26 protein-coding genes are annotated in these 24,500 nt (G+C 35.5%); 13 read left to right on the forward strand and 13 right to left on the reverse strand.

Annotated features, from left to right (window positions below; genetic code table 11):
- Window positions 1-94: 94 nt before the first annotated feature.
- Window positions 95-1,174, forward strand: a complete 1,080-nt coding sequence (locus MHHB_RS00200) for a glycosyltransferase family 4 protein (RefSeq protein ID WP_131006609.1) — start codon at window positions 95-97, stop codon at window positions 1,172-1,174.
- A gap of 131 nt (window positions 1,175-1,305) precedes the next feature.
- On the opposite strand, the gene MHHB_RS00205 is transcribed toward MHHB_RS00200, so the two are convergent.
- Window positions 1,306-2,757: a methanogenesis marker 14 protein gene (locus tag MHHB_RS00205; protein WP_131006610.1), complete on the reverse strand. Its 1,452-nt coding sequence runs from the start codon at window positions 2,755-2,757 to the stop codon at window positions 1,306-1,308.
- Between the two features lie 426 nt (window positions 2,758-3,183).
- Here MHHB_RS00205 and MHHB_RS00210 point away from each other — a divergent pair, with 426 nt between their 5' ends.
- The 3 genes from MHHB_RS00210 to MHHB_RS00220 are packed head-to-tail and all read left to right on the forward strand — an operon-like array spanning window position 3,184 to window position 5,776.
- The gene (locus MHHB_RS00210; RefSeq protein WP_131006611.1) at window positions 3,184-4,428 is read left to right on the forward strand and encodes a Pre-mRNA processing ribonucleoprotein; all 1,245 of its coding nucleotides are present in this window, start codon (window positions 3,184-3,186) and stop codon (window positions 4,426-4,428) included.
- Between the two features lie 4 nt (window positions 4,429-4,432).
- A complete protein-coding gene (locus MHHB_RS00215; RefSeq protein WP_131006612.1) occupies window positions 4,433-5,113 on the forward strand; it encodes a fibrillarin-like rRNA/tRNA 2'-O-methyltransferase in 681 nt (226 codons plus the stop codon).
- Window positions 5,114-5,122: 9 nt separating this feature from the next.
- The gene (locus MHHB_RS00220; protein WP_131006613.1) at window positions 5,123-5,776 is read left to right on the forward strand and encodes a histidinol phosphate phosphatase domain-containing protein; all 654 of its coding nucleotides are present in this window, start codon (window positions 5,123-5,125) and stop codon (window positions 5,774-5,776) included.
- Between the two features lie 195 nt (window positions 5,777-5,971).
- Here MHHB_RS00220 and truD read toward each other — a convergent pair whose 3' ends face one another.
- Together truD and MHHB_RS00230 are read right to left on the reverse strand one after the other, a co-directional pair.
- The gene (truD, locus tag MHHB_RS00225) at window positions 5,972-7,282 is read right to left on the reverse strand and encodes a tRNA pseudouridine(13) synthase TruD (protein WP_131006614.1); all 1,311 of its coding nucleotides are present in this window, start codon (window positions 7,280-7,282) and stop codon (window positions 5,972-5,974) included.
- A gap of 131 nt (window positions 7,283-7,413) precedes the next feature.
- Window positions 7,414-8,229 (reverse strand): hypothetical protein, encoded by an 816-nt coding sequence (locus MHHB_RS00230; RefSeq protein WP_131006615.1) that lies wholly within the window; start codon window positions 8,227-8,229, stop codon window positions 7,414-7,416.
- A gap of 122 nt (window positions 8,230-8,351) precedes the next feature.
- Between MHHB_RS00230 and MHHB_RS00235 the strand changes: the two genes are divergently transcribed.
- Window positions 8,352-9,287 (forward strand): hypothetical protein, encoded by a 936-nt coding sequence (locus MHHB_RS00235; RefSeq protein ID WP_131006616.1) that lies wholly within the window; start codon window positions 8,352-8,354, stop codon window positions 9,285-9,287.
- A 241-nt stretch (window positions 9,288-9,528) separates the two neighbouring features.
- On the opposite strand, the gene cbiQ is transcribed toward MHHB_RS00235, so the two are convergent.
- The 3 genes from cbiQ to cbiM form a co-directional block, all read right to left on the reverse strand.
- Window positions 9,529-10,317, reverse strand: a complete 789-nt coding sequence (cbiQ, locus tag MHHB_RS00240; protein WP_131006617.1) for a cobalt ECF transporter T component CbiQ — start codon at window positions 10,315-10,317, stop codon at window positions 9,529-9,531.
- Between the two features lie 77 nt (window positions 10,318-10,394).
- Window positions 10,395-10,697 (reverse strand): energy-coupling factor ABC transporter substrate-binding protein, encoded by a 303-nt coding sequence (locus tag MHHB_RS00245; protein WP_131006618.1) that lies wholly within the window; start codon window positions 10,695-10,697, stop codon window positions 10,395-10,397.
- Window positions 10,698-11,405, reverse strand: a complete 708-nt coding sequence (gene cbiM, locus MHHB_RS00250; protein WP_131006619.1) for a cobalt ECF transporter S component CbiM — start codon at window positions 11,403-11,405, stop codon at window positions 10,698-10,700.
- A gap of 489 nt (window positions 11,406-11,894) precedes the next feature.
- On the opposite strand from cbiM, the gene MHHB_RS00255 reads away from it, so the two are divergent.
- A complete protein-coding gene (locus MHHB_RS00255) occupies window positions 11,895-12,599 on the forward strand; it encodes a class I SAM-dependent methyltransferase (RefSeq protein WP_131006620.1) in 705 nt (234 codons plus the stop codon).
- 13 nt (window positions 12,600-12,612) lie between these two features.
- Window positions 12,613-13,614, forward strand: a complete 1,002-nt coding sequence (leuB, locus tag MHHB_RS00260) for a bifunctional 3-isopropylmalate/3-methylmalate dehydrogenase (protein ID WP_131006621.1) — start codon at window positions 12,613-12,615, stop codon at window positions 13,612-13,614.
- Window positions 13,615-13,622: 8 nt separating this feature from the next.
- On the opposite strand, the gene MHHB_RS00265 is transcribed toward leuB, so the two are convergent.
- From MHHB_RS00265 to MHHB_RS00280, 4 genes are all read right to left on the reverse strand, one after another.
- A complete protein-coding gene (locus tag MHHB_RS00265) occupies window positions 13,623-14,549 on the reverse strand; it encodes a beta/alpha barrel domain-containing protein (protein ID WP_131006622.1) in 927 nt (308 codons plus the stop codon).
- 31 nt (window positions 14,550-14,580) lie between these two features.
- On the reverse strand, window positions 14,581-15,141 hold the full coding sequence (locus MHHB_RS00270) for an adenylate kinase family protein (protein ID WP_131006623.1): 561 nt from the start codon (window positions 15,139-15,141) through the stop codon (window positions 14,581-14,583).
- A gap of 9 nt (window positions 15,142-15,150) precedes the next feature.
- The gene (locus tag MHHB_RS00275) at window positions 15,151-15,693 is read right to left on the reverse strand and encodes a hypothetical protein (RefSeq protein WP_131006624.1); all 543 of its coding nucleotides are present in this window, start codon (window positions 15,691-15,693) and stop codon (window positions 15,151-15,153) included.
- 142 nt (window positions 15,694-15,835) lie between these two features.
- On the reverse strand, window positions 15,836-16,264 hold the full coding sequence (locus MHHB_RS00280; protein ID WP_131006625.1) for an EamA family transporter: 429 nt from the start codon (window positions 16,262-16,264) through the stop codon (window positions 15,836-15,838).
- Window positions 16,265-16,544: 280 nt separating this feature from the next.
- Between MHHB_RS00280 and MHHB_RS00285 the strand changes: the two genes are divergently transcribed.
- From MHHB_RS00285 to MHHB_RS00300, 4 genes are all read left to right on the forward strand, one after another.
- Window positions 16,545-18,863 (forward strand): DNA-directed DNA polymerase, encoded by a 2,319-nt coding sequence (locus tag MHHB_RS00285; protein WP_131006836.1) that lies wholly within the window; start codon window positions 16,545-16,547, stop codon window positions 18,861-18,863.
- A 31-nt stretch (window positions 18,864-18,894) separates the two neighbouring features.
- Window positions 18,895-19,209, forward strand: a complete 315-nt coding sequence (locus MHHB_RS00290; protein ID WP_131006626.1) for a gamma-glutamylcyclotransferase family protein — start codon at window positions 18,895-18,897, stop codon at window positions 19,207-19,209.
- A 183-nt stretch (window positions 19,210-19,392) separates the two neighbouring features.
- Window positions 19,393-20,364: a TIGR01212 family radical SAM protein gene (locus tag MHHB_RS00295; protein WP_131006627.1), complete on the forward strand. Its 972-nt coding sequence runs from the start codon at window positions 19,393-19,395 to the stop codon at window positions 20,362-20,364.
- A 1-nt stretch (window position 20,365) separates the two neighbouring features.
- Window positions 20,366-20,953, forward strand: coding sequence for a DUF447 domain-containing protein (locus tag MHHB_RS00300; RefSeq protein WP_131006628.1), 588 nt, complete (start codon window positions 20,366-20,368; stop codon window positions 20,951-20,953).
- Between the two features lie 108 nt (window positions 20,954-21,061).
- On the opposite strand, the gene MHHB_RS00305 is transcribed toward MHHB_RS00300, so the two are convergent.
- The 3 genes from MHHB_RS00305 to mch all read right to left on the reverse strand — a co-directional run bounded on the left by MHHB_RS00305 (window position 21,062) and on the right by mch (window position 23,646).
- On the reverse strand, window positions 21,062-22,078 hold the full coding sequence (locus MHHB_RS00305) for a homoserine dehydrogenase (RefSeq protein ID WP_131006629.1): 1,017 nt from the start codon (window positions 22,076-22,078) through the stop codon (window positions 21,062-21,064).
- 15 nt (window positions 22,079-22,093) lie between these two features.
- Complete coding sequence (locus tag MHHB_RS00310) at window positions 22,094-22,573, reverse strand: ACT domain-containing protein (RefSeq protein WP_131006630.1); 480 nt, start codon at window positions 22,571-22,573, stop codon at window positions 22,094-22,096.
- A gap of 101 nt (window positions 22,574-22,674) precedes the next feature.
- Window positions 22,675-23,646 carry a methenyltetrahydromethanopterin cyclohydrolase gene (gene mch, locus MHHB_RS00315; RefSeq protein ID WP_131006631.1) on the reverse strand — a complete coding sequence of 324 codons (972 nt, stop codon included), beginning with the start codon at window positions 23,644-23,646 and terminating at the stop codon, window positions 22,675-22,677.
- Window positions 23,647-23,740: 94 nt separating this feature from the next.
- On the opposite strand from mch, the gene MHHB_RS00320 reads away from it, so the two are divergent.
- Together MHHB_RS00320 and MHHB_RS06470 are read left to right on the forward strand one after the other, a co-directional pair.
- Window positions 23,741-24,139, forward strand: coding sequence for a DUF61 family protein (locus MHHB_RS00320; RefSeq protein ID WP_131006632.1), 399 nt, complete (start codon window positions 23,741-23,743; stop codon window positions 24,137-24,139).
- A complete protein-coding gene (locus MHHB_RS06470; RefSeq protein ID WP_192893780.1) occupies window positions 24,136-24,312 on the forward strand; it encodes a hypothetical protein in 177 nt (58 codons plus the stop codon). Before MHHB_RS00320 ends, MHHB_RS06470 begins: the two co-directional genes overlap by 4 nt.
- Window positions 24,313-24,500: the final 188 nt, after the last annotated feature.

The following is a 24,500-nucleotide window of genomic DNA, read 5'->3' on the forward strand; positions in this document are numbered from 1 at the left end:
TTATTTTTATTATTTTTATTTTTTATTGTAATAATTCATCAATTTGATGAAAACTATGGTGATGTTATCTGACTATATGTAACAAGGGATATATATGAACATTCTCATGCCTACCATTTTTCATCCCTACAGTGGAGGAATAGCCTATCATGTAGATAACATAATAAGACACCTCGTGAATATCTCACCATATAATTTCCATATTCTTAACTACAGTTTTCAAGGAGAATTAAAGGAGAAACCTCCTAACACCATGGTGCATAAGGTAAAGTACATTAGGGGAATAAGAGGTCCAACCTACACCTTTAATGGATACTTCCTGGGGAAAAACATAATAAAAAAATACAACATTGAGATTATTCACAGTCATTACGCATTTCCCCAAGGTTTCTTAGGGGCACTTCTCAGTAGGAGGTACAAGATACCTCATATATTAACACTCCATGGCAGTGATGTGTTGATACTCTCTAAGCATCCCATTGGTAGACTGTTCTTCAAATATGCTCTCAAATATTGTGATAGGATAATCTGTATAAGTAGATACTTAAAGGAACAACTTCCTAAGGAGTACCAGGATAAAAGTGAGGTGATATACAACGGAGTGGATTTCAGGAGATTCTATGATGCTGGTATAGACGAGGATTACGGTCTTTTTGTAGGATCTTTTGTACCTCAGAAAGGATTGTATACGTTAATTGAGGCTATTAAAGATATAAACTTTAACTTTAAGTTTATAGGAGATGGTCCACTCTTCAGGGAAGTTAAAGAGTATATAGAGAGAAAAGGCATTAAAAATATCGAACTCTTAGGGAAAAAGGATCAAAGGGAAGTTGCCCAATACCTTAGAAGATGTAGTTTTTTAGTGCTTCCTTCTACCTCTGAAGGTTTCGGTATGATAATATTGGAGGCTATGGCCTCGGGGAAATGTGTAGTAGGCTCCAAGGTAGGAGGTATCCCAGAGTTGATTCTCGACAACTACAACGGTTTTCTATTTGAGGCTAACAACGTAAAGATGTTAAAGGAGAAGATAGAGATGTTGGTAAATGACAAGGATCTGAGAAGGAAGTTGGGTAGAAACGGGAGGATGTTCTCACGGAGATTTTCCTGGGAAGAGGTTGCCAGGAGATTGGATACTATCTACAAGGAATTAAAAGAAAGTTTTAATACCCAGTGATTAAACAGGGATAAAAATTATACCATATTTTAAAAAAAAAATTAGATGAATGAAAGGAATAAAACGGGAGAGGAGAGAGTTAATAGGAGAAGTTGTAAAGTACACTTTATCCACTTTTTAAGATAAATAACTTACCTTATCATCCCTTTCTCCTTCTGCCATTTCCTCCTTTCTCCCAGTATACACCTATCACCTCTATTACCTCCAACAGGATTCTGTGGAGTACCTAAGCAGTTCATACATCTGGCCATAATACTGGCCCCCAATGCAAGGCCATCCTCGACGAACACTACATTATCTTCAGGTTTATCCCATATACCTAAATTATTCAATTTCTCTAATATCAACCTAGGTTTATCCCCTGTTATTCCAGCCCTTCCAGTTATTCCAATGGCACTTTTATCACTTATAAGGCCCATATCTCTTGCCAACTCTACAAGCCTCTCAGTTATCTTTGCAGATACTATATCCAAGGTGTAAAGTAGGGTTGGGATGTTACTCTCCTCTAAGATTTTCTTTCCAATCTCCTCCAACTTTGGTAGATCACTTCCATTCTCTCCTACATCACAACCTATAAGGGTTGTTCCCGCCCTTTCTGCACTTTCTGGATTTACAGGTACAGTTCCAAATCTCTCTACATTTTTAGGAACTTCACAGATCCTTATATATCTATGTATCTCTTCTCCATACTCCTCTGCAAGTTCTCTATTTATTTTACCTTCCCTACTCTTTATATCCAGTACTGCACCTTTATCTTTACTTACCAATCCACTACCTCTAACTATACTGTCTGCAATGGCACCTGCAAGGCCACATAAGTTGCCGATAACATGGGCGTAGGGCTTACTGTCATCTGTTATCCTACCTGCAAGTGTTGTACCAAAGTCTATACTCATACATGGGTTTCTGAAATCTACATGGGTCCACTTTGCCCCCACCTTTATTCCTGCAGTAACTAACTCACCTTCCATTTCATTGGCTACAACTTCTTTACCAGTTGGAGGTACCACTCCAGTAACAGCACCGTCAAATATGATCTTATCCATTAGACTGTACTTGTCAAAGGGCTTTGGAAGTTGGCTTTTACTCATGGCAGGAGCCATCTTTGAAGGAGGTACTCCTGCTTTTAAACATCCTTCTGCAAGGGCTATTATCATATTAGATACTTCCTCTGGGGAGGCAAATCCTGCAGTAACTCCAGTACTTCTAACTACAAAATGGAGATCATCCACTGTAAGGTTTCCCTTTTTCAAGGCTCCAAGTAATACATCCTTAACCATATCTGCAACTGCCCCCTTAGTCAATTCCACTCCCCAGATGGTTTTTCCAAATACCTCCTCCCCTTTTTTTGGTGGCCTCACATCCCTGGTCATTACAACGTATTTACTAACAATGTAGGTATTACCCGTTTCCATATTGGTTGCTGTAATTATGGATTTTGTTGTAGTATTTCCCAACTCAACAGATGCAACAATATAATAAGGGTTTCTCTTCAATTCTATTAGGTCTATACTCTGGGATCTTGCATAGGCAATATTAGAGCTTTTTTTGAATATATTAAGTATTTTATCAAAAAATCCCATTTTATCCCCCAAATTATCCCAAAATTAAATTTTAAAATTTTTATAGTAATTTAAAATATTATCGTATAATAACCTTATATAAGATATATTATATAAAAAATATAAACAAAAATTAAAGCCTAATGTTACGAAGATCACAGTAAGAGAGTATAATTGTTATAATAGATATTACTAATAAATAAAAATTATCTGCCATTATCCTAATCTCAGTGTAAAGAGAATTTTAAGAGATGATAGATGTGTAATTACACCTCTTTCCCTTTTTGAATAAAGGTTTTTAATTTTTATTATATCTTCATTAAATATTATACTAACCATTATTATATTATTAATCATTGATATTTGTTTAGTGAAAATGTATTGCTCTTATGCTATATTATTTAATGGCCTATACTATCTCCTTTATAGAAAAATAACGGTGATTTTATGTACTATCTGATATTCACATCCTATGGTGCTTTTCTCCTAGAATATAACGGTGATCTAAATTTAGAGAACATAAAACACTATAAAATATTTCCAGAAGAAGAGATTCCCAAAATCATGTATAACCTCCGAAGAGGAAACCTTCAAATAGTTGAGGAGTTAATGAAAGAATGGGATCTAAAGGATAAAGGTATAAAAGTCTTAGTAGAATACTTAGAAAATGAGCCCACACTTCCAGGAAAGTTTATAAGAGAGAATATATATCCCCTAGGTAAGAAATACAGCATTTTCAACAGTTACAAGGAGTTTATAGAAAAAACAAACCTATGGGCTACTCAACTCACAAAACTTTTAATGAAGGAATCCTCTGAGAGAAAGGATAAATTGATAATCCAGACTGTAAGTGCCTTAGATGACTTAGATGAGACACTTAATTTATTCTCCGAGAGACTTAGGGAGTGGTATTCTCTCTACTTCCCAGAGATGGACAAGATTGTAAAGAAACATGAACTTTATGCAAAATTGGTATCCCAATTTTTAAAGAGGGAAAACTACACCAGGACTAAGTTAAAGGAGTTTCTACCTTCAAAAACAGCCAAAACACTATCTAAAGTAGCAAAGAGTTCAATGGGTGCAGAGTTATCCGAGGAGGATCTCTCAATTATAAAGGGATTTGCAGATCAAATAATATCTATGTATAACCTAAGAGATAGCCTACTGAAGTATTTGGGAGAATTAATGGAGGAGACTGCACCTAACTTAACAAAGTTGGCAGGGGTTTCCTTGGGTGCCAGACTTATAAGTTTAACTGGGGGATTGGAGAGGTTGTCAAAACTCCCCGCCTCTACAATACAAGTTATCGGAGCTGAAAAGGCACTATTTGCACATCTGAGATTAGGAGCAGATCCTCCAAAACATGGGGTAATATTCCAACACCCTCTTATTCAAAGCTCTCCCTGGTGGATTAGGGGGAAGATAGCAAGGGCTCTAGCCTGTAAGTTGGCTGTGGGAGTTAGAGCAGATGTTTTTGGAAACTACATAGCAGATGAACTTCTTGAGAATCTTAATAAGAAGGTTGAGGAGATAAAGAGGAAGTACCCAGAACCTAGGAAAAAACCTTCAAAGAAGAAGAAGGAGAAAAAAGAAAAAGGTATGAAAAGGAAAGGAGATAAGAAGAAAAAGAAAAAGATAAAAAACCGAAAAAAGGGAAAGAAAGTAATAGGTAAGACATCCTCAAAATGGTGATACTTTGAAAGTTAGGGAGATCTTCGATAACGTATATGAGATAGATACAGGTGATGGGGTCAGGAAAATAGGGACAAAATCCTTAATCCCTTCCAAGAGAGTTTATGGAGAGAAGATAGTTAAGATAGAAGGGGCGGAATATAGAATCTGGAACCCTAGCAAGAGTAAGTTGGCAGCTGCCATATTGAAGGGGCTTAAGGTTATGCCCATAAAGAGAGGTTCAAAGGTGCTCTACTTAGGTGCTTCGGCAGGTACCACACCTTCACATGTTGCAGATATTGTGGAATACACACCTGTATACTCTGTGGAGTTCTCGCCGAGAATAATGAGGGAGTTCTTAGAAGTATGTAGGGATAGAACAAACCTTATACCTATACTGGGGGATGCTAACTTACCGAACACCTACAGTAATATAGTTGAGATGGTGGATGTGATATACGAAGACGTCGCTCAGGTAAATCAGGCTGAGATACTTATTAAAAATGCCAGATGGTTCTTAAAGGAGGGAGGATACGGTATAATAGCTATAAAGGCAAGAAGTATAGATGTTGTAAAGGACCCCAAGGAGATATTTAAGGAGCAGAAGGAGATACTGATAGAGGGAGGTTTTAAGATAGTGGATGAGGTGGATATTGAGCCCTTTGAGAAGGATCATGTATTGATGGTGGGCATCTGGCAACCCTAAGGTGGTAGTGTGAGATACGACTTTCATACACATACAGTTTTCAGTGATGGAGAACTGATACCTTCAGAACTTGTAAGGAGGGCCATACTACTTAACCATGTTGCCCTAGCGATTACAGATCATGGAGATGCAAGTAACTATAAGGATTTAATAGAGAAGATAACGTTAGCGAGGGAGGAGTTGGAAAAGTACTGGGATATAAGGGTTATAGTAGGTATTGAACTTACCCATATACCTCCTAAGTCCATTCCAAAGATGGCGAGAAGGTGTAAAGATGTAGGGGCGGAAATTGTTGTAATACATGGAGAGACAATAGTGGAACCTGTAGAGAAGGGAACAAATTACTACGCCTCTATCTCCGAGGATGTGGATATTTTAGCCCATCCTGGATTGATAGACAGGGAGTGTGCAGAGAATATAAAGGAGAATAATATATTCTTAGAGATTACCTCGAGGAAGGGGCACTCTCTAACAAATGGACATGTGATAAATGTTGCAAGGAATTTCGATATACCTATCTTGATAAATACAGATGCCCATGGCCCTTCTGATCTAATAGATCTAGATTTTGCAAGGAAAGTAGGTTTAGGTTGTGGAATGGGAAGAAAAGAATTGGAAAATGCTTTATGTCATTATCCCAAAGAGTTGTTGAAAAGATTATAGGAATTAAATTGTACGATCGATAAAACTTTTTAAATTAATAAACACCATCGAGATCCAATAAAAATAATAAATTTATTGATATAGAGTAACTAATTAATAGTAATTTTTTTATTTTTAAAACATTCCCTCATTTTTATCATTATCACAATTTTTCAATTTTCTTAATCATTAACTTTGATAAAATTGATAAAACTCTTATTTGATATTCTTATCATCCTTGATAAACTCTCTCAGAAGTACAGTGGCGTAGCAACCTTTTTCCAACTTAAACCTTAAAACTACACCGTCCTCTTCTGCCCAGAATGTAAAATCATAAACCTTAGTGATCAATCTCCTCCTAGTGCCTGGGAAGTCTCCAAAGTCCTCTATATAGAATCTCTGAAGGTCGATACCCTCCTCTTCTATGATATCCCTTTCAATTTCCCCCTGTATCCCCTCAGCCAGCCTACACTTTCTACCTAAAACAGCCCCTGTGGGAATACCTCCAAACAGTATATCTCCCTCCTGGGGTTCAAAACCGTACTGGAACCTCCTATTTATCATCTCGTTGAAAAGGTAGGACTGATAGGCGTTTATAAACATACATCTTAAATGAGGTGGTAAAACCTTAAAACTCTTAATAAAACTTCCAGTTTCCAAGTATCTCTTGAGCATCTTTCTCTCGTAGTAGAGTTCCTTTGGGTACATCTTTAGAGCTCCCTTGAAATCTCCTTCATCTACCAACTTCCTAGCCTCCCGTACTCTGCCTTCCTCGAATAGTGGAGTTCCACAGTAAGCGTAAAATGCCCCTTCAAAGTCCCTGTTGTATATAAGTTTTCCCACTATATGGGTTATAGGTCTATCTGTACCAAATCTTTGGATGCCATAGTAGTTCAATATATAATTTAACTTAATATCTTTTAGAATATCTACAACTTCCTGAGGGTCTCTATCCTTCAGTCTTACCTTTATAGTAAATCTGTTGCCCCAGAGATCACCTAACTTTAACTTTTTATTTGTCCTTTGGATATCCCTTATTTTTATCCCCTTTATACTATCTTTTATCCTCTCCAGAGCCTCTACCTTTATCCCAAAGCATCCTACTCGTTGAGTAGTTGCTGCATACTTATCTTTAGTCCCTGCAAAACCAAAGTTCTTTCTCTTAGAATTTGTCCTCTTCACCAACTCTCCTATTGCATCTAAGGTGTTCCAGTTTATCTTCTCCAAGGTAAAGTGTATAAAGGCACCTTTCCAGTTGGGATCATCCTTAAAAATTCCAAGATCTTTTCCATACTCTAAGATTATACCATCTTTGGTGATCTCCTCAACTATGAAGTCTTCTGGATACTTCTTAATAATTCCCTCGATCTTTAGATTTATAAAGTATTTGTCTAAATTAATTTTTATTTCTTCTATCAATTTTCTTATCTTCTTCTTCCTGTATTTTTTCTCTATCTTCTTACGATAATCTTCAAGATTTTTTAGGGATTCTAACTTTCTCCTGTAACCTATTAGATAGTTTTTCATAGTTTATCCCTATCGTACTGTAACTGTTAAAAATAAATGATTATTCCTACTTCTAAATTTGTTTAATGGTTTTTTATGAGTTATTCCTGAATCTTAAGTGAGTAACTTCGAAAAACTTACTGGAGAGTGTTCTAAAGTCTTATTAAGGATATAAGAAATTTTAATAGATTGATATAAGTTTTAAAGAGTACTTCTATAACGTTTAAGTTGTAGTATATAGAGTACTGATATATTATCCAATCTAAAGGCTCCAAGAAAGCTGCAAGCCCAATAAAAGCCAGGGCGGTTAGTATCTTTAAAATAATATCTCTACTAAAAATACCTTTTACTTCATTATAGAACTTAGAATTTTCTACAGGCAATATTCTCTCTGCAACAGTGAGACCTGTCACTATAGATAGAGCGAGACCAGCAAACTCGAAAATTCCGTGAGGTATTACAACGGGGAGATATTCTATATTTATATTGTATCCTAAGGCGCCAGTTAAGGGATTTATAACTGTAATCAGGTAAAATAATATAAGGGCATTTATATAATCCTCACGGGCATTGGGATCCCTTTTAACTTCTCTCCTATAAAGATATGCTACAAGAATGTAAGCCAAGAGGATAGCTATACAAGATAGAGAGTTATTTATGAAGTAGGGTAGTACAAGAGATAGATAACTGTGACCTACATGGGTTGTAACTGAAGAAGACACTACCTCAAATTTCTTAGTTGCAATGTATTCTACAGTTTTTATCACACTTTCTGGGTGGGAAGGTATTAATAAAGAAGAAAGAAACACTAATATCTTCGAGAGTAAAATTACAGATAAAAAACTGATCCAACATCCAAAGTAGGTTATAAAAAATTTTTTTGTAAAATTCATCCTTAGAAAACTTTTAAAGATATTTCTAAAAGTTGAAGATATTTTTTTTATTATGGTATCTATTTTCCTATACATAGTTTCCCTATTGTGTTAGTTCTTTCTGAGATCTTCCCGCTTTTTTTACATCACTACTATTATAGTGAAAAATATATTTCCGTAGTATATTAAAGGTTTTATATAATTGTTATTGGGATAAAATGAAAAATACCGACGTCGAGAAGAATGTACTTATAAGAGAAATCTATGGGATGATTAGAGAGATACGTCGGGAATTAAATTTAAAGGATATAAAGTTGGAGATTGTAGATGTAGAGATAATACGTGAAGGTGGAGATACACTTTTAAATATATGTGTCCTAACTAGATCTGATAAATCTACAATAATAGGACCTGGAGGCTGGGTTGTAGGAAAGCTAAGAGAGTATTTAAAGGACAGATTTCCTGGAAATTTGAAGATCCTTGTAGATACCTATATTGATAGAGTTATTATAAGGAAGAAGATGGAGAAAGCTTTATCCACTCTGGAAAGTATTGGATTGAAAAAAGGAGAAAGGATTGTTATACTGGTTCAGTGTTGCTACGATTTAGGAGTGTTGGATTTTTTAAGAAAATATTTTAAAGTATTTGTAGTATCCCTAAGTATTGGATCTGTAGTCCTTCCCCCTAAGAACAGGAAGTTGATAGAGGATTATCTCCTAAAACATAGGATTCCCCATAAGTTCTTAAATCCTATAGAGTTAAAGGGAGAAGATATAAAAGAAGTATTGGGCAGGTATCCATGTGATTTCTGCAACGATGTTGTATTTAAATTTGTCGTAGAGGAGTGTAAAAGAATGGGCATAGGTTATTTAATAAACAACCATATACATCAAGAGATTGAAAGATTCAAAGACATTTACCTAATAAATTTTTTAAAGTTGTACCCTCTAAAGAGAGATACTCTAAGGATAAACTATCCCTACTTAAAATGCCCCTTGATGATACAGTCTCTTAAAAGAGATAAGGATTTAAAGGTTAAAGTAATAAGAGATATAGTGTCAGAGGTATATGAAGGTCTTATGGAACCTGGTATAGGTGCAGAAGTTATATTGGAGATAGGGAGAGTAGGAGAGAATAAAAAGAAAAAAATCTAAAATATTTGATATTATTTAGCAATTTAAAAAAATAATCATAGTCCTAAATATAACATATAATATAACTATAAAAACTCTTTAAGAAGAGATCCAATATTTGATGTAGTCCAGAAAGATAAAGGTTATATTTTACTTTTCTATCTGTATTTTTTCTATTCTTTAATTTTATAATATTCTTTTAATGAATTATTATTTTTTTATTAGGATTATTTCCATAGTTAAAGATATCACATCCTTTTTACTATGCAATTACTTTAAAATCTGTTGTTAGGTAGGAAAGTATTATCAGGAAAATATCCAGTATAATTATCAACAGTAAATACTTAACAGGAGGAGATTCTATCTTATTTATAAGTTTTAAATCTCCGTTGTATCCCCTAGAACTCATTATAATGAAGGATTTTTCACCTCTCTCCCATGCCCTTATAAAGAGAATAGCAGCCAATGTACCTAAGGATTTATAAGTGGTTTTTAGATTTCTATACCCCAATCTTGTATTTTGGGCGTTCATTATTCTTATCATCTCATCAAGTAAGAGGAAGATATACCTATACATCATCATTGCAATATCTAAAATGGCAGATGGAATTTTCAATTCCTTTAAGATATAGAAAAGTTCAGTTATAGGGGTGGTTAGTGCCAGGAATAGAGTAGAAGCAACACAACCAAGCATTCTACTGAATACCAACAACCCTAAATTTATACCGTAACTGTAGATAGAGATTTTGAAGTTGAAGATCTCTATGGTGAATAGTTCATTACCGCCTACGTATATGTAGCCCATTAAGATCACTGTAAGTATTCCAAACCCTAAAGGAGTTGCTAGAAGAAGTAGATATATCTTCAGTGGGACTTTTGCTACAAAGATAGTTAGAGCTATCATTATGAAAGCTATAATTAGAGGTACTACGATAGATTTTGAGAAAAGAGCGATCAACAGCATAGATAATGCAAATAATACCTTTAACTTAGGGTTGGTATGGCGCAACCTGTTAGTATGGGCTATGTGATCTATAGTGTTTAATTGCAATCTAACTCACCTGAAAATATTTTGTAAAAATAGAAACTATCTTAAATTAACAGAATAAAAAAAATAAAAAGGAGAGGTTATTGGTTCCCGGATTTTAACTCTATCTTAGCTTTGTTGTATCCTACAAAGTATCCAATGATTATGGCACCTATTGCAGCCTGTAACGCAAAGAGAAGGGATTCTATTTCTCCACTTGGAGGCTCCCATATTGGACTAAACCAAGGTTTATAATTTGGATTCAGTTTCTCTATAGCCTCTCCTGCTGCATCATCTGCTCCCCCAAAATATCCTTGCTCTTCCCCTTTACCAGCGTACATTATAAGTGGAGCAGCGGTTAATAATATAACTCCTAAGATCATAATAATATGTTTTGTTTCCATTTATTCAGCACCTCCAGTACTGGTATTTAATGAAGATGTGTAGTTTGGAACTTCACTTTCATCAATAACTCCTAACTTCAAAAGTATATCTGGCCTTAACTCCTTTATCTTGTCCCAAAGTATTACTGTCAATAAACCCTCTGCAATTGCAAGGGGTACCTGAGTAATGGCAAAAATACCTAAGAACGTTGTCAATGTAGCTATTGGATTATTTCCTGGAAATGCCAATGTAAGTTGTATTGAGGTGGTAACATAAGTAATCCAATCTGCAGCAATAGCTGCTAACATAATTGCCCATGAGGAGTTTATCTTTCCTTTTAGGATTTTCCATACAATTGCCCCTGCAAGAGGACCCATAATACCCATGGAGAATACATTTGCTCCTAAGGTGGTTATACCACCATGGGCCAACAGTAGAGCCTGGAAGAGTAATACAACAGTGGCTAAAACAGCGGTAATTGGTACACCAAAGAGCACTGCACTTAATCCATTACCACAGGGGTGGGAACAACTTCCAGTAACTGAAGGTAGTTTAAGGGAACTGAGTACAAACATATATGCTCCTGCAACTGCCAACAGAGGTTTAACTTCTGGCTGTTCTTTCATAAGTTTGTTCATCTTTATAACTCCATAACCCACTACTATACCCGATAGAACGTACCAAAATGCACACCACATTGGTGGTAGAAATCCTTCCATTATGTGCAAAGTATCACCTCGTAGTTTTGTATAGTAAATCAATTTAAAATTGTAATATAAATATTTTTCTATTGAAATTTAATTTAATTAAAACTTTCTTTAATACTCCTCTCAAAACAAAATAATACCATAACGCCTAACAGCAAAACCTGAATAAAAAAATAATAGGTAATTAAATCGCCAACTAGCTTAAAAAAAGAAATAAAATAAATCTATCATGGACAAAATCGTAATAAATAGTAAAAGGATGAATAGAAAATAAAAAGAAAGTAAAAAAATTTCCCATAAAATCCCATAAAAAGAATTAAAGGAACTCCTGTTCTACTTTGCTAGTATACACTGTAGTACAAAAAGATAGGGACAGATTTTTACTTAATTATTTTTTTAACCCGAATTAGTTCTTTTATTAGGTTATTATTGATTTTAACCGTTTTTATAGTAGTTATTATATTTTTTATCGTTTGATATAATGAATATAAAAAAATATTTTTGGATATCATGAGAAGAGTAATAGAGTACTACAACACCTTGGCCAAGGAGTACGACAACATATACAAGGATATAAAATACATGAGATCTGTGGAATTTAAAGTTCTGAAAAGTGAGATAAAGAAAGACTACTTAATCTTAGATGTGGGGTGTGGGACTGGAGAACATTTAATGTATCTGAGAGATTATAACATAATAGGATTGGATATATCCATAGAGATGTTAAAAAGGGCCAAGGATAAAAGTGGAAAATTTGTAGTTGTAGGCGATATACAACATCTACCATTTAAAAGTAGATCCTTCAACTGTGTAATTTCCTTCTTTGGAGCCTTGAATCATGTACAGATAAACAGAGCACTTAAGGAGATAAGAAGAATTCTCGTTAAAGAAGGTTTATTTATATTTACTCTGGCCAACCTCTATCATATGAGATGGATATTTAAATCCCTGTTAAGAAAGGGATGGTGGTACACTGTAAAAGCTATAAAAAAGAGGAAGGGAGATATTACAAAGGTTGTGGATGGGAAGAAGATAAGAGTTAATACCAGATTTTACTCGTTGGAGGAGGTGGAGGACCTCCTGGAAAAACATAACTTCCATATAAAGTATACATTTGGTACTTACATTACCAATTCTCCCTTAGATAACATACTATACAAAACCTTTTTAAAGCACTTTGGTGGTTATATAGGTGCTGTAGCTGTTAAAAAGTAAATTAGGTGAAAGGATGTATAAGATATGTGTAATAGAGGGAGACGGTATTGGAAAGGAAGTTGTACCTGCAACCTTAGAAGTTTTAAAGGCTACAGGTTTGGACTTTGAATTTGTACATGGAGAGGCTGGGGATGAGGTATTTAAAAGGAGAGGTATTGCCCTTCCAGAAGAAACTGTAGAGATTGCAAAGGAGTGTGATGCGGTACTCTTTGGAGCTGCTGGGGAGACTGCAGCAGACGTGATAGTTAAGTTGAGAAAGATACTTGATACCTACGCCAACGTCAGACCTGTTAAATCCTACAGAGGTATAAAGTGTCTGAAGGATAACATTGATTATGTAATAGTAAGGGAGAATACAGAAGGTCTTTATAAGGGTATAGAGGCCGAGGTTGCAGAGGGAGTATATACTGCAACGAGGGTAATTACGGAAAAAGCCTGTAGGAGAATATTTAAATTTGCATTTGACCTGGCAAGGAGGAGAAAGAGGGAAGGTAAAAGGGGAAAAGTTACCTGTGCCCACAAGGCTAACGTCCTAAAACTGACAGATGGAGTATTTAAAAGAATATTCTACGAGGTTGCAGAGGAGTATCCAGATATAGAAGCGGAGGATTACTACATAGATGCCATGAATATGTATATCATCACAAAACCTGAAACCTTTGACGTTGTTGTTACCTCCAATCTCTTTGGAGACATCCTATCAGATGGAGCTGCTGGGACAGTTGGAGGACTGGGAATGGCACCCTCTGCAAACATTGGAGATAGATATGGACTCTTTGAACCTGTACATGGTTCTGCACCAGATATTGCAGGTAAGGGTATAGCAAACCCCACTGCTACTATACTAACTGGAGTACTTATGTTGAGATATTTAGGAGAAGACGAAGTTGCCAACAGAGTAGAGAAAGCACTTGAGGAGGTGCTGGAGAAGGGACTTACAACGCCAGATCTCGGTGGCTCCCTTACAACATTTGAGATGGCTCAGGAGGTTGTTAAAAGATTGAAAGAAGAGTAAAAGAAATTTTATTTTCCATAGTATATCTCCAACGCTTCTTCTACACTTTTATTCTCTATGGTGATAGCATATATAGCATTACACATTCTTACAGCCTCTTCGAAGGATTTTTGATGTATATTTCTACCTGTGGCATTTCCCGCTGCACCACTTATGTGTATCTGGTCGTAGAGTTCTTGAAGGAATACCTTAGGATCTTTAGATTTACCTCCTGCACACACTACTTTAGTTCTACCTGCTGCTAAGACAGCTTCTTTAAGAGCCTCTGCAGGATTTTCACACTTTGGATAGTTAACCTTTACAAAATCTGCACCAAGACATAGGGCAACTCCAGCGGCTCCAGCTATTAGGTGGGGATCATATTCGTCTTTAACAGCCTTGCCTCTTGGATACATCCAAAGTATCGCTATTAACCCATGTCTATGAGCTTCATACACTACCCTAGAGGCCTCAGAGAGCATCTCATGTTCATACTCACTACCTAGGTACACTGTATAACCAACCCCCAATATGTTAAGTTTTGAATAATTCTTGAACTCCACAACATCCTTTACAGTAACTAGGGCTCTACTTATAGGATCCCTCTGGGAGGTTTTAACAAGGTTAGTTTTTGAGTTTATCTTCACTACGTAGTTGATATCTCTATAGTCCATACCATATCTAGCTATAAGTCCCAACTGTGTAGCAAAAGCTCCTATTTTCCCATTGGAAGCTATTCTAAATAAATGTTCAGGATCTGCATCATCTTTTGGAATCCCTGGGCCGTAGAAGTCATCGTTTAAATGCTCTATCTTTTGATCTCCTGCAAAGAGCATCAGTCTTCCAGTGTTTTGGGTTAATTTAAGATAATTCTTTATATAAGTATTTCTTTTATCTGGTGGAACGTCTAAAGGTACTAGTACATCCTTTTCAGATATTTTTATACTATTCTCCATAAAAACCCCCGAAAAATTTGTTGTTATAAGATTATTCTAATTCTCTAATCATAAAAAAGTAATCTTCCAGCCAATCTACTACTCCATAATTTATCTTCTTATTTTCAACAGCATGTATAATTTCATTTAGAATGAAATCTATGCTTCTGCTGGTAGTATCGATCTCGTATACAGGTATATTCTCATTCTTCAATCTTTCTAAGGATTCCACAAGAGAGACATCTAGTATCTCTGCCCCCACATTCTCTTTAATCTTCTCCTCTGGATAACCTCGTCTTTTCAACCTCTCCATTATTACCTGGGGATTGCACCTGAGGACTACGATGTAATCTACATCTAATAGATGACTTATATGTCCATCGAGTATTACAAAATCTCCCTTCAAATCTTTTAAATACTCCCTAAGTCTTTGAAAGTCTACTACATAGGAGTCCATATATTCATCCTTCTCTATGTAGAGTTTGTTCTTCTTTACAACTTTTGTAAGATCTACATGTCTAACGGAGATGCCCTTCTTCATTAGTCTATCTTTAAGATATTTAGAGATAGTAGATTTTCCTACTCCAGGTGTTCCTGTGATGGCTAATTTTATACTACCACCTTAGTTGTTATTCCTGACATTCTCAACAACTGTCTCAGATCTATACCTGTCGATGTCTATATCAGAACGGACTATTAAAATTACGTTGTCATCAACTTTCCAGAGGGAGTAATTCAAAGTCTCCATATACTTCTTAAAATCTAAGAATATCTTCTCAAAAGCCTCAAGGGTAATCTCCTCATGGTTTATAATGATCACATCATGGTCAATTATCTTCTTTAAGGTTTCAAATTCGTGTGGAGATTTCATTCTAACTGTCAATACCTTAGGTAGGATCTTCTGGACAACTACCTTAGTCTCACTTTTCATATCCCCTTCCTTCTCATTTCCCTCACTTATATTTTCTTCATCCAATAGAGGTTCTCTTCTTTTTACCTTTAATTTAGACACTATTTTAGATTCTGGTAATGGTATCTCTTCATCTCCCTTTATCTCGTAGGCAGATGCTTCCTCACCTACGATAATATACTCGTCATCCTTAATTGGAAGTTGTTTTGGTGGTTCATCATTTCCAAAGATAACTCTCTTTAGCCTTTTTAACATTTCTGCCACCTGATTTATCATTTAACAAAATCAACTGATTTATGATTATTATAGATTATTATTATTTATATTATAATTAGTTTGATGATTATTATTTGCCAATAATTATTATTATTTTACTATATTTAAGTTTTTTTAATTTTTAAAAGCAATCCATTACAAGGTATATCCCTAAGAATATAAAAAAAGCCCCAACCATCATCTTGATAGATGGAAGATCCCTTGTCAAAATAGAGTTGACAACTATTGTAAAGAAAGGATATATACTGGTAATTACCACGATTTTTGAAGGTGAGGAAAGTTTTAGAGCTTTATAGTATAGATAGGTGGATAAAACACTTGCAAGTGATACTATCCCAAGGAAAATAACAGGTTCAACAGGAAGGGATTTGAGGCTCCCTATGCTTACTTTTCCCATTAAAATATAGATGACAGATATTACAATGAAATTCATAGATACCATTAAAAACAGTGCCATTGAGGGATCTATATAATTTAACGCCTTCTTTTCAATAATTGGAAATATCCCCCACATCATCGCTATAATAAGTGCCAGGAGTTCCCCTTTCATAAAAGATCACCCTTATGCTTTTATTTTTAAGAGGGCATAATAGCAAAAACATTATTAAAGATAAAGGTAAAAAATAATAAAAAACAGGAATTCTTCAAATATCATCAAATACCAACTATAAAATTCTAGTATTCATAATTACTTAAAACATCACATGGAAAGATAAATACCGTACATTTACCCTTCTTTATTTTTAATATTTTAACGTTGATAAGAACCTAAATTTTTTGTTGATTTTACCTAATAGACATTATTAATCCCCGAAGGTGTAACTATGAGTATAAACGTCTTAATAGATGTGGATTACAACCCCCACGATAGGTGCATATATCTCTATCTATTAAATGGCCTTATAAAGGATAGGAATTTTAAACCTTACTTTTATGTAGATGCACCTATAGAAGATATTAAAAAATATCTTGAAAAAAACCATAAAGAGTTGCTATATCATATAGAGAAACTTGAAACTATAGAGAGGGCGATGATAGACAGGAATCTTAAGGGTAGAAATAGGATCATTAAGAAGACACTTACAAAAGTGGTTGTGAAGTATCCCAAAGATGTGCCAAAACTTAGAGTACTTAGAGAGTTGGGAGAAATATACGAACATGATATCCCCTTTACAAAGAGATACCTCATAGACAACGACATAATTCCGATGATATACTACAGAAATATTGAAGATAAAGAAAGAGAAATAGTGGGCAACGAAATACCGGAATTGAAGGCAGTAGCCTTTGATATGGAAGTGTACTGTGAGGGTAGGGAGCCTGTACCAGATAGAGATCCTATACTTATGGTGAGTTTCTACTCGCAGGGAATGAAGAAAGTTCTATCTTACAAACCCTTTGAACATGAGTACTTAGAGTTAGTGGAGAATGAGAAGGAATTAATAAAGAGAGTTGTTAAGATTCTAAAGGATTACGACCTAATATATACCTACAACGGAGATAACTTCGACTTTCCTTACTTAGTGAAGAGGGCCAAGTACTTAGGTGTTAATATTCCCCTGGATATAAGAATCTCAAGAGGAGGAATGCATTTAAGAAGTTATATCCCCGGAAAAATACATATAGATCTTTACCCCATTGTGAGGAGGACGTTAAACTTAAGCAAGTATAAGTTGGAGGATGTATGTTATGAACTCTTTGGAGTACGTAAGTTGGAGGTTGGACATAGGAATATATCTAAGTTATGGAAGGAGGAAGATAGAAACCTCGTTGAGTACTCCTTCCAGGATGCCTATTACACCTACCTAGTTGGAGAGTACTTTTTACCTTTGGAGGTGATGTTCTCGAGGATTGTAAATCAGACACCTTTTGAGGTTTGTAGGATGAGTAGTAGCCAGATGGTAGAGTACCTACTACTTAGATACTCGTATAGAAAAAACTTCTTAGCACCTAACAGGCCTTCTGAGGAGGAGTATAAGAGAAGACTTAACGAGTACTACGAAGGAGGATATGTAAAGGAACCTATTAGAGGTATTCATGAGAATATAGTAAGTATGGATTTCAGATCCCTTTATCCTTCTATAATAATATCCTATAATATAAGCCCTGATACCATAGACTGTGAATGTTGTGAGGGAGAATCTGAAAAAATACATGGACACTGGTTCTGTAGAAGGAGGAGGGGGCTTATACCTGAAGTACTCTACAAGTTAATAGAGAGGAGAAAGGAGATAAAAAAGAAGTTAAAGAGGATAGATAGGAACTCCTCCCACTACTCTCTCCTAGATTACGAGCAGAGGTCCTTAAAAGTGCTGGCCAATAGTCACTACGGTTATCTGGCATATCCAAGGGCCAGGTGGTACTCCAAGGAGTGTGCCGAGGTAATAACCTACTTAGGTAGGATGTTTATACAGAAAACCATAGAGGAGGGAGAGAGATACGGGTTTAAGGTAATATACGCAGATACAGATGGGTTATATGTTACTATGGATGGTATAAAGAGCAAAGAGGAGTTGTTGGAGAGAACCTACGAATTTTTAAGAGAGATAAATAAAAAACTTCCAAAGAATATGGAGTTGGAATTTGAGGGGTACTATAAAAGGGGGTTATTCGTTACAAAGAAAAAATATGCTCTTATCGATGAGAACGGTAAGATAATAATAAAGGGATTGGAACTTGTAAGAAGGGATTGGTCCAACATAGCCAAGAAAACACAGAGGGAAGTGCTAAAGGCACTACTGGAGAAAGGAAATATTAAAATGGCAAAGGATATCATCATCAACACAATCGAGGATCTGAGAAAAGGTAGAATAAATAAGGAGGATCTGATTATATACACACAGATCACAAAGGATATATCCCAGTACAAAACAACCGCCCCCCATGTTGAAGTTGCTAAAAAAATCTTGAGGAATGGAGGTAGACTGAAAGTGGGTGATGTAATTGGGTATATCATTACCAGTGGTAGTAAACCTATAAGTGAGAGGGCAGAGTTGCCAGAGGATGCAGAGAACTACGATGTAAACTACTACATAGATAACCAGGTCCTCCCACCTGTGATACGAATAATGGAGGCTTTGGGAATATCGAAGGAAGAACTTAAAAGTGAAAGTAGACAGAGTACCTTACAGGATTTTTTTAGGATTTAACTGATCTGTTAGGGTAATCAAGAGTGGTACTATGAACCTCTTTGTATATGGGGAATTAATGAAAGATGATGTTCTACTTATGTTGATAAATAGAATACCAGAAAAGAAGAAAGGAAAAATAAAGGGATATGAGAAGTTTTTTGATTATTCTATAGGTTATTATGGTGTTAGGAGAAGAGAAGGATCTGAAGTCCCCGGTATTATACTGCTAGATATAACTGAAGAAGAGTTAAAAGTTTTTGATCACTTTGAGGATGAAGGGGAGTATTACTACAGGGTAAAAACTAAGGCTTACGATGAAAATGGAAAGGAGTATGAAGTATTTCTCTACGTTAGGGACTTATAAAAAAATAAAAAATATTAATAATTATTACAATAATTTTATTAATAATATTATACAGTACTATTAACTACCACGATAGTTAAACATGTTTTTTGTCAAGACTACCCACTATTTTTTAAAGTCTATCTATAATTTAAAACACTCTTATTTTTTTGTCTATGCACTAACTACAAAATTAGTGATAGTATGTATAAACTGGGTATCAATAGGGAGATTGTAGAATCCATATACAGAGAAGGACACCCTATAGCCCAGTATGGATTATATATGAAGAAGATAAGACCATACAAAGTATTTAAAATACCTGTTGACTGTGGGTTGGTATGTCCAAATAAAGATGGTACATTAGATACCGAAGGTTGTATATTCTGTCCAAAGATGGGTAGGCCTATAAGTGTAAAGTACTGTGACAGTAAATACTCCCTGAAGTATCAAATTGAAAAACAGATGGAAAATCAAAAAAAGAAGGGAATAGGTAAATTCTATATTTATTTCTATCCTGGAACAAACACCTACGGAGATCCTGAGAGGTTAAAGGAGTTGTGGGACCTTGCTCTATCTTATTCAGATGTAATAGGACTTTCCTTAGGTACCAGGCCAGACTGTTTAAGTAGGGAGGTCTTAGATATCTTGGAGGGCTATGTAAAAAGGGGGTATGAAATTTGGATAGACTTGGGTATTCAGAGTTTCCATCAAAAAACCTTAGATCTACTAAATAGGAGGCATAATGTGTCCCATATTATAAAGGCTATATTAGAGTGTAAAAGGAGAGGTATCTTCGTATGCGGGCATGTTATACTTGGGTTGCCAGGTGAGACCTGGAAGGAGATGATGGATACTGCAGAATCCCTATCGAGGTTAGGGATAGACGCCCTTAAGATATATCCCTTAGTTGTAGTTAAAGATACAAAGTTGGAGGAGATGTATTGGAGGGGGGAGTATAGAACCTTAGATAGAAAACAGTACATAAAACTTCTCTGTGATTTCTTAGAACATACTTCTCCCTATGTACTTATACAGAGGGTTTCAAAGGATAAGGTACCTGAGGAGATAACGGTATCTCCAGAATGGAAGTTAAGTAGATTAGCTATACTCAACGACGTGATCACAGAGTTTAAAAGGAGAGGTACTAGACAGGGCATATACTTTAGGGGATAGCATGAGATACGAGGTGGTGATCACTTGTGCCTTAAATGGAAAATACAACAGGGCTCCTATAGGGGTATATTTTAAAGATAATTGGGTTAAACTTCACCTCTATGAGGGGTCCCATACCTACGATATACTGAAGAAGGAGAATTACTTTGTAGTAAATATTACTTCTCCCTACCTTCTAGCTCAGTCTGTATACGACGATAAGGGGAATTACAGTACTATAGAATACAGTGATATTGCTCTCCCCTATCTCTCCGATGCTTACAAGATATACGTTGTAAAAATTGTTAAAAGGAAATTTGTAGATATCAAGGATGAGTATGGAGATTCAAAACTGATGGTGATCCAGGGAAGGATTCTCCTAGAAAGGGATATAAACAGTCCTCCTGTAACGCCTTACTCCAGGGCAGATGGCCTCATTGTGGAGATGGCTGTACTCTACTCCCGGCTAAATATTGTCAATGAGGAGAAAAGGGTAGAGATGGTTAAGAGGATGGAAGAGTACTTTAAGATCATTAAGAAAGTTGGAGATGAAAGGTATATTCGACTGGGGGAGAAGTTCCTTAAGAGTAAGAACCCAACAACCCCTTAGGAGAAGAATTAACAGAGTTCTATCTTATCTTTTAGTATTTAAGGACATCTTAGAGCAAATAATTGTAGAATTTTTTCACCTGAAGGGAAAAAATTATAATCTCCATTTTTACTGTTTGCTCATCTGTAGATATATACTGATAATGTCACTTAGGATTGCAGAGGATGTTTCTATACTTCCAGCACCCCTTCCAACGACTATAACTTCTTTGGCTAAGTCGGTGTATAACTTAGCAACATTTAAGGATCCCTTTACATTGAGAGGGTCGTCTAAGGGTATCAACTTGGGACCTACCTCTAACTTATTTTTCTTTACCTCTCCAATGAGTTTTATAGTATATCCTCCTTTATTCGCCATGGTAAGTGCCTCGGGGGTTATCCTCGTAATCCCCTCTATTTTTACGTCTTTTATAGTGACGTTCATATCCATAATAGAGTTTGCAAGAATCACTATCTTTGCAGCGGTATCAAGCCCACTGATATCCTGGTAGGGATCTGTCTCTGCAATACCTAATTCCTGTGCTTCTTTAAGTACGGTGTCGAAGTCTAAGTTCTCCCTCTCCATCTTTGTGAGGATATAGTTAGTAGTTCCATTTAATATTCCCTTTATCTCTATAATCTCGTTTCCAGCTAGGGTCTCCCTTGCTAAGTTAATAATGGGCATGGCACCTCCAACAGATGCCTCGTATCTAAATATTTTGTTGTATTTTTTGGCGTAGGACATCAACTCCTGGAAGTAGAGGGCAAGAGGCCCCTTATTCGCCGTTATCACATGTTTTCCACTTTTAAACGCCTGAATGATATATGTTTTTGCGGGCTCTCCATTTTCTATATTTGTAGGTGTCGCCTCTATGAGGACATCTCCATCGAGGGTTTCTATAACTTCTGTTGCTGGTAGAGATACACCTTTATCTGGATACTCAGCTATCTTTCCTTTCTTTTTCTTAACTTCTAAGGCTAAATCTAGATCCAAACCATTTTCATCTATTGCAGCACCACTACTATCACATATAGCAACTACCTTGAGATCCATACCGTATCTCTTTTTAAGATACTCTCTCTTCCTCTTTATGACGTTGATAACTCCTCTCCCAATTACTCCAAAACCTACCAGTATTACCTTCATGTTCCCCCCGTAGATCTAAAAGGATTTTATAAATAAAAGATCCTTTTCCTTCGAGATCCTCTCCATCTCTCTACACAGATCCTCTAACTTATCACTCTCTACTACTATCCTCATCCTTGCAGAGGACTCTTTAAAAGGATGGGGCATAGTTAGATCGAGATCTACAACTAAACCGTATTTGTTAAATCTATCTATGGTGTCTCTTATGTCCGTATCTACAACATGTCCTATAACTACCACGTCTATATCCATCTTTCTAACGTTATTATTTACCTTAGTGACTACAATACCACTATCTTCAAGTTTTTCCAATATTTTTTCTAAGGTATTCTCATCTAGATCCTCAAGTACTATCCTAACAGGCACCTTACCATCACTCTTTTTCTCCCTTAGATGTATAACACTGTGAATATTTATACCCATCTCAGATATAGGCGTCAGAACCTTTAGAAGTTCTCCTGGGGAATCCCTTAACTCTAAATCTAAGAGAATCATAACTTCACCTATTTATAATTATTATAATGTAAAAATTTTAATGTAAAAATTTTATAAAAAATATAAAAATAATAATAAAATAAATAATTAGAAAAAAATATTTAAATAGTTCTGTAATTCAGGGATCTCTTAATTACCTCAACATTTATCTTTCCAGAACTTACTACTTTTCCAGTCCTTATATCGTTTATCGTTACTACTGCAGGGGCGAACATTCCCTTATCTATTTTGTAGAAGTCATAATTTGCAGATTTGAATACCTCTAAGAATGGTTTTCCATAGTCTGATGATGCAGAAGAAGGCAGGTTTTTACACAGATCTTCTATGTTATCTCCTTCATCACTCTCTATGTAGTAATACGTTTTACCTCCGTAGAGCACCATATCGTTGGTAGCACCCATCATAACTAAATCGTCTCCAACAATTGGAGCGATAGGTGCAATACCTACTGCATATTTAACCTTCTTTACATCGAAGTTTAGTACCTCTAACATCTTGTAGGTTCCATTCTCCACAACCCTACCACTGATCTGTATAGAACCTACAAGGGATGCTGTTGGAGCAACTAAGAGATAGACGTTTTCAACATTTACCCCACACTTATCTGCTATGTACTGAGCGACGTCCTCGTTTGGAAGTTTTGAAGATTCTAAACATAGTATAGCTACATCGGCATTGTCCTCGTAACCTATTTCCTCGTATGTGCTCTTAGGCATCTTTGCAAGGGCTCTGGCAGGTCCTGAACCCATGGCAAAGTATTTACCAACCTTTATAGCCCAGCCTGCTTTCTGGGAACCTAAGGTGGCTACTGCAGGATGGGATGTGATCACCTTTACAGAAGGAAGTGCCAGTTCGTTGTTTAATCCCTCATCTAAGGCGATACCAACATCTGCCAATCCCCCTAAACATACCTTTGTAAAAGCCTTACCTGCTTCGAAACTACCGGGAACATTTATTCCACAATCTATAACCTTTGCCCCATTCTCCAAGGTTTTTACTTCTATGTTTAACTCATCCTTCTTTTTTATCATTTCTTCTACTATAGAAAGTGCCCTTAAATTTACACTTAGCATCTGTATCACCCTGCTGTTTTATTATTTTTTTTAAATTTTTTAAATATTATTTTTATACTTTTTTATTTATAGTATTAAATAGGAGATGATATATATGGATAGGGAGATCTACAGATTCTTACATAGTTTAAATATAAACTTTAGGAAAAAAACACTGAGGGAACTTTTAGAAGAAGAAAAACCCTATGTTGTCATAAATGGAAAGAGACATAGGATAAAAAAGAGGGAGTTAAATTTACTGAAAGGTTTAACTGACAACCTAGATCTAAGGATACCTATAGTTTTAGAGATAGATGCCTCCTTAGAGTCTGGTACTGTGAAGATCAGTGGCCGTGAGGAAGTAAAGATAATATCTAAAATACTTGGAAGAGAAATAAACCCCTTTAGTGAGGAGAACTCTCTATATATCTACAAACCTGAGGTAAGAATAGTTAGGAGACACCTTCCTACTACTACAGTCTACCTCTTTAAAATAGGACCTGTGATAGAATGAAAAAAAGAAAGTACAGAGGTGTAGACCCATTTAAGAGGATTTTGAACAACCCGAAAAATATAGAGAGGTTGTATAAACTTTATTATATTATAACTCTCTGGGTATGGTTTGTAGTAGTACTTGGAGCTCTAATTTTTATTGTATGGGCTATAAAATATTTAAGGATAATTTAAGAGAGAGTGAGAATTTTAGGAATAATATAAAAAAATTTCCTTAAAATTTTAATAATGGAAAAATTAAAAAAAATTAAAATAATTTATTGGTAATTATTATAATTATTATTAACAAAAATAAAATCAACAATGAAAAAATAAACTCTCTGATAATCTCCTTGAATTATTCCGGGTACTGAATAAAAGAA

The sequence above is a fragment of the Methanofervidicoccus abyssi genome (assembly GCF_004310395.1).
Lineage (GTDB): Archaea > AGJL01 > Methanococci > Methanococcales > Methanococcaceae > Methanofervidicoccus > Methanofervidicoccus abyssi.

Excerpts from the sequence above, each read along its gene's own strand:
- MHHB_RS00200 (WP_131006609.1), top strand. The coding sequence starts at position 95 with ATGAACATTCTCATGCCTACCATTTTTCATCCCTACAGTGGAGGAATA.
- MHHB_RS00205 (WP_131006610.1), bottom strand. The coding sequence starts at position 2,757 with ATGGGATTTTTTGATAAAATACTTAATATATTCAAAAAAAGCTCTAAT.
- MHHB_RS00210 (WP_131006611.1), top strand. The coding sequence starts at position 3,184 with ATGTACTATCTGATATTCACATCCTATGGTGCTTTTCTCCTAGAATAT.
- truD (WP_131006614.1), bottom strand. The coding sequence starts at position 7,282 with ATGAAAAACTATCTAATAGGTTACAGGAGAAAGTTAGAATCCCTAAAA.
- MHHB_RS00230 (WP_131006615.1), bottom strand. The coding sequence starts at position 8,229 with ATGTATAGGAAAATAGATACCATAATAAAAAAAATATCTTCAACTTTT.
- MHHB_RS00235 (WP_131006616.1), top strand. The coding sequence starts at position 8,352 with ATGAAAAATACCGACGTCGAGAAGAATGTACTTATAAGAGAAATCTAT.
- MHHB_RS00245 (WP_131006618.1), bottom strand. The coding sequence starts at position 10,697 with ATGGAAACAAAACATATTATTATGATCTTAGGAGTTATATTATTAACC.
- MHHB_RS00255 (WP_131006620.1), top strand. The coding sequence starts at position 11,895 with ATGAGAAGAGTAATAGAGTACTACAACACCTTGGCCAAGGAGTACGAC.
- leuB (WP_131006621.1), top strand. The coding sequence starts at position 12,613 with ATGTATAAGATATGTGTAATAGAGGGAGACGGTATTGGAAAGGAAGTT.
- MHHB_RS00265 (WP_131006622.1), bottom strand. The coding sequence starts at position 14,549 with ATGGAGAATAGTATAAAAATATCTGAAAAGGATGTACTAGTACCTTTA.
- MHHB_RS00275 (WP_131006624.1), bottom strand. The coding sequence starts at position 15,693 with ATGTTAAAAAGGCTAAAGAGAGTTATCTTTGGAAATGATGAACCACCA.
- MHHB_RS00280 (WP_131006625.1), bottom strand. The coding sequence starts at position 16,264 with ATGAAAGGGGAACTCCTGGCACTTATTATAGCGATGATGTGGGGGATA.
- MHHB_RS00290 (WP_131006626.1), top strand. The coding sequence starts at position 18,895 with ATGAACCTCTTTGTATATGGGGAATTAATGAAAGATGATGTTCTACTT.
- MHHB_RS00295 (WP_131006627.1), top strand. The coding sequence starts at position 19,393 with ATGTATAAACTGGGTATCAATAGGGAGATTGTAGAATCCATATACAGA.
- MHHB_RS00300 (WP_131006628.1), top strand. The coding sequence starts at position 20,366 with ATGAGATACGAGGTGGTGATCACTTGTGCCTTAAATGGAAAATACAAC.
- MHHB_RS00305 (WP_131006629.1), bottom strand. The coding sequence starts at position 22,078 with ATGAAGGTAATACTGGTAGGTTTTGGAGTAATTGGGAGAGGAGTTATC.
- MHHB_RS00310 (WP_131006630.1), bottom strand. The coding sequence starts at position 22,573 with ATGATTCTCTTAGATTTAGAGTTAAGGGATTCCCCAGGAGAACTTCTA.
- mch (WP_131006631.1), bottom strand. The coding sequence starts at position 23,646 with ATGCTAAGTGTAAATTTAAGGGCACTTTCTATAGTAGAAGAAATGATA.
- MHHB_RS00320 (WP_131006632.1), top strand. The coding sequence starts at position 23,741 with ATGGATAGGGAGATCTACAGATTCTTACATAGTTTAAATATAAACTTT.
- MHHB_RS06470 (WP_192893780.1), top strand. The coding sequence starts at position 24,136 with ATGAAAAAAAGAAAGTACAGAGGTGTAGACCCATTTAAGAGGATTTTG.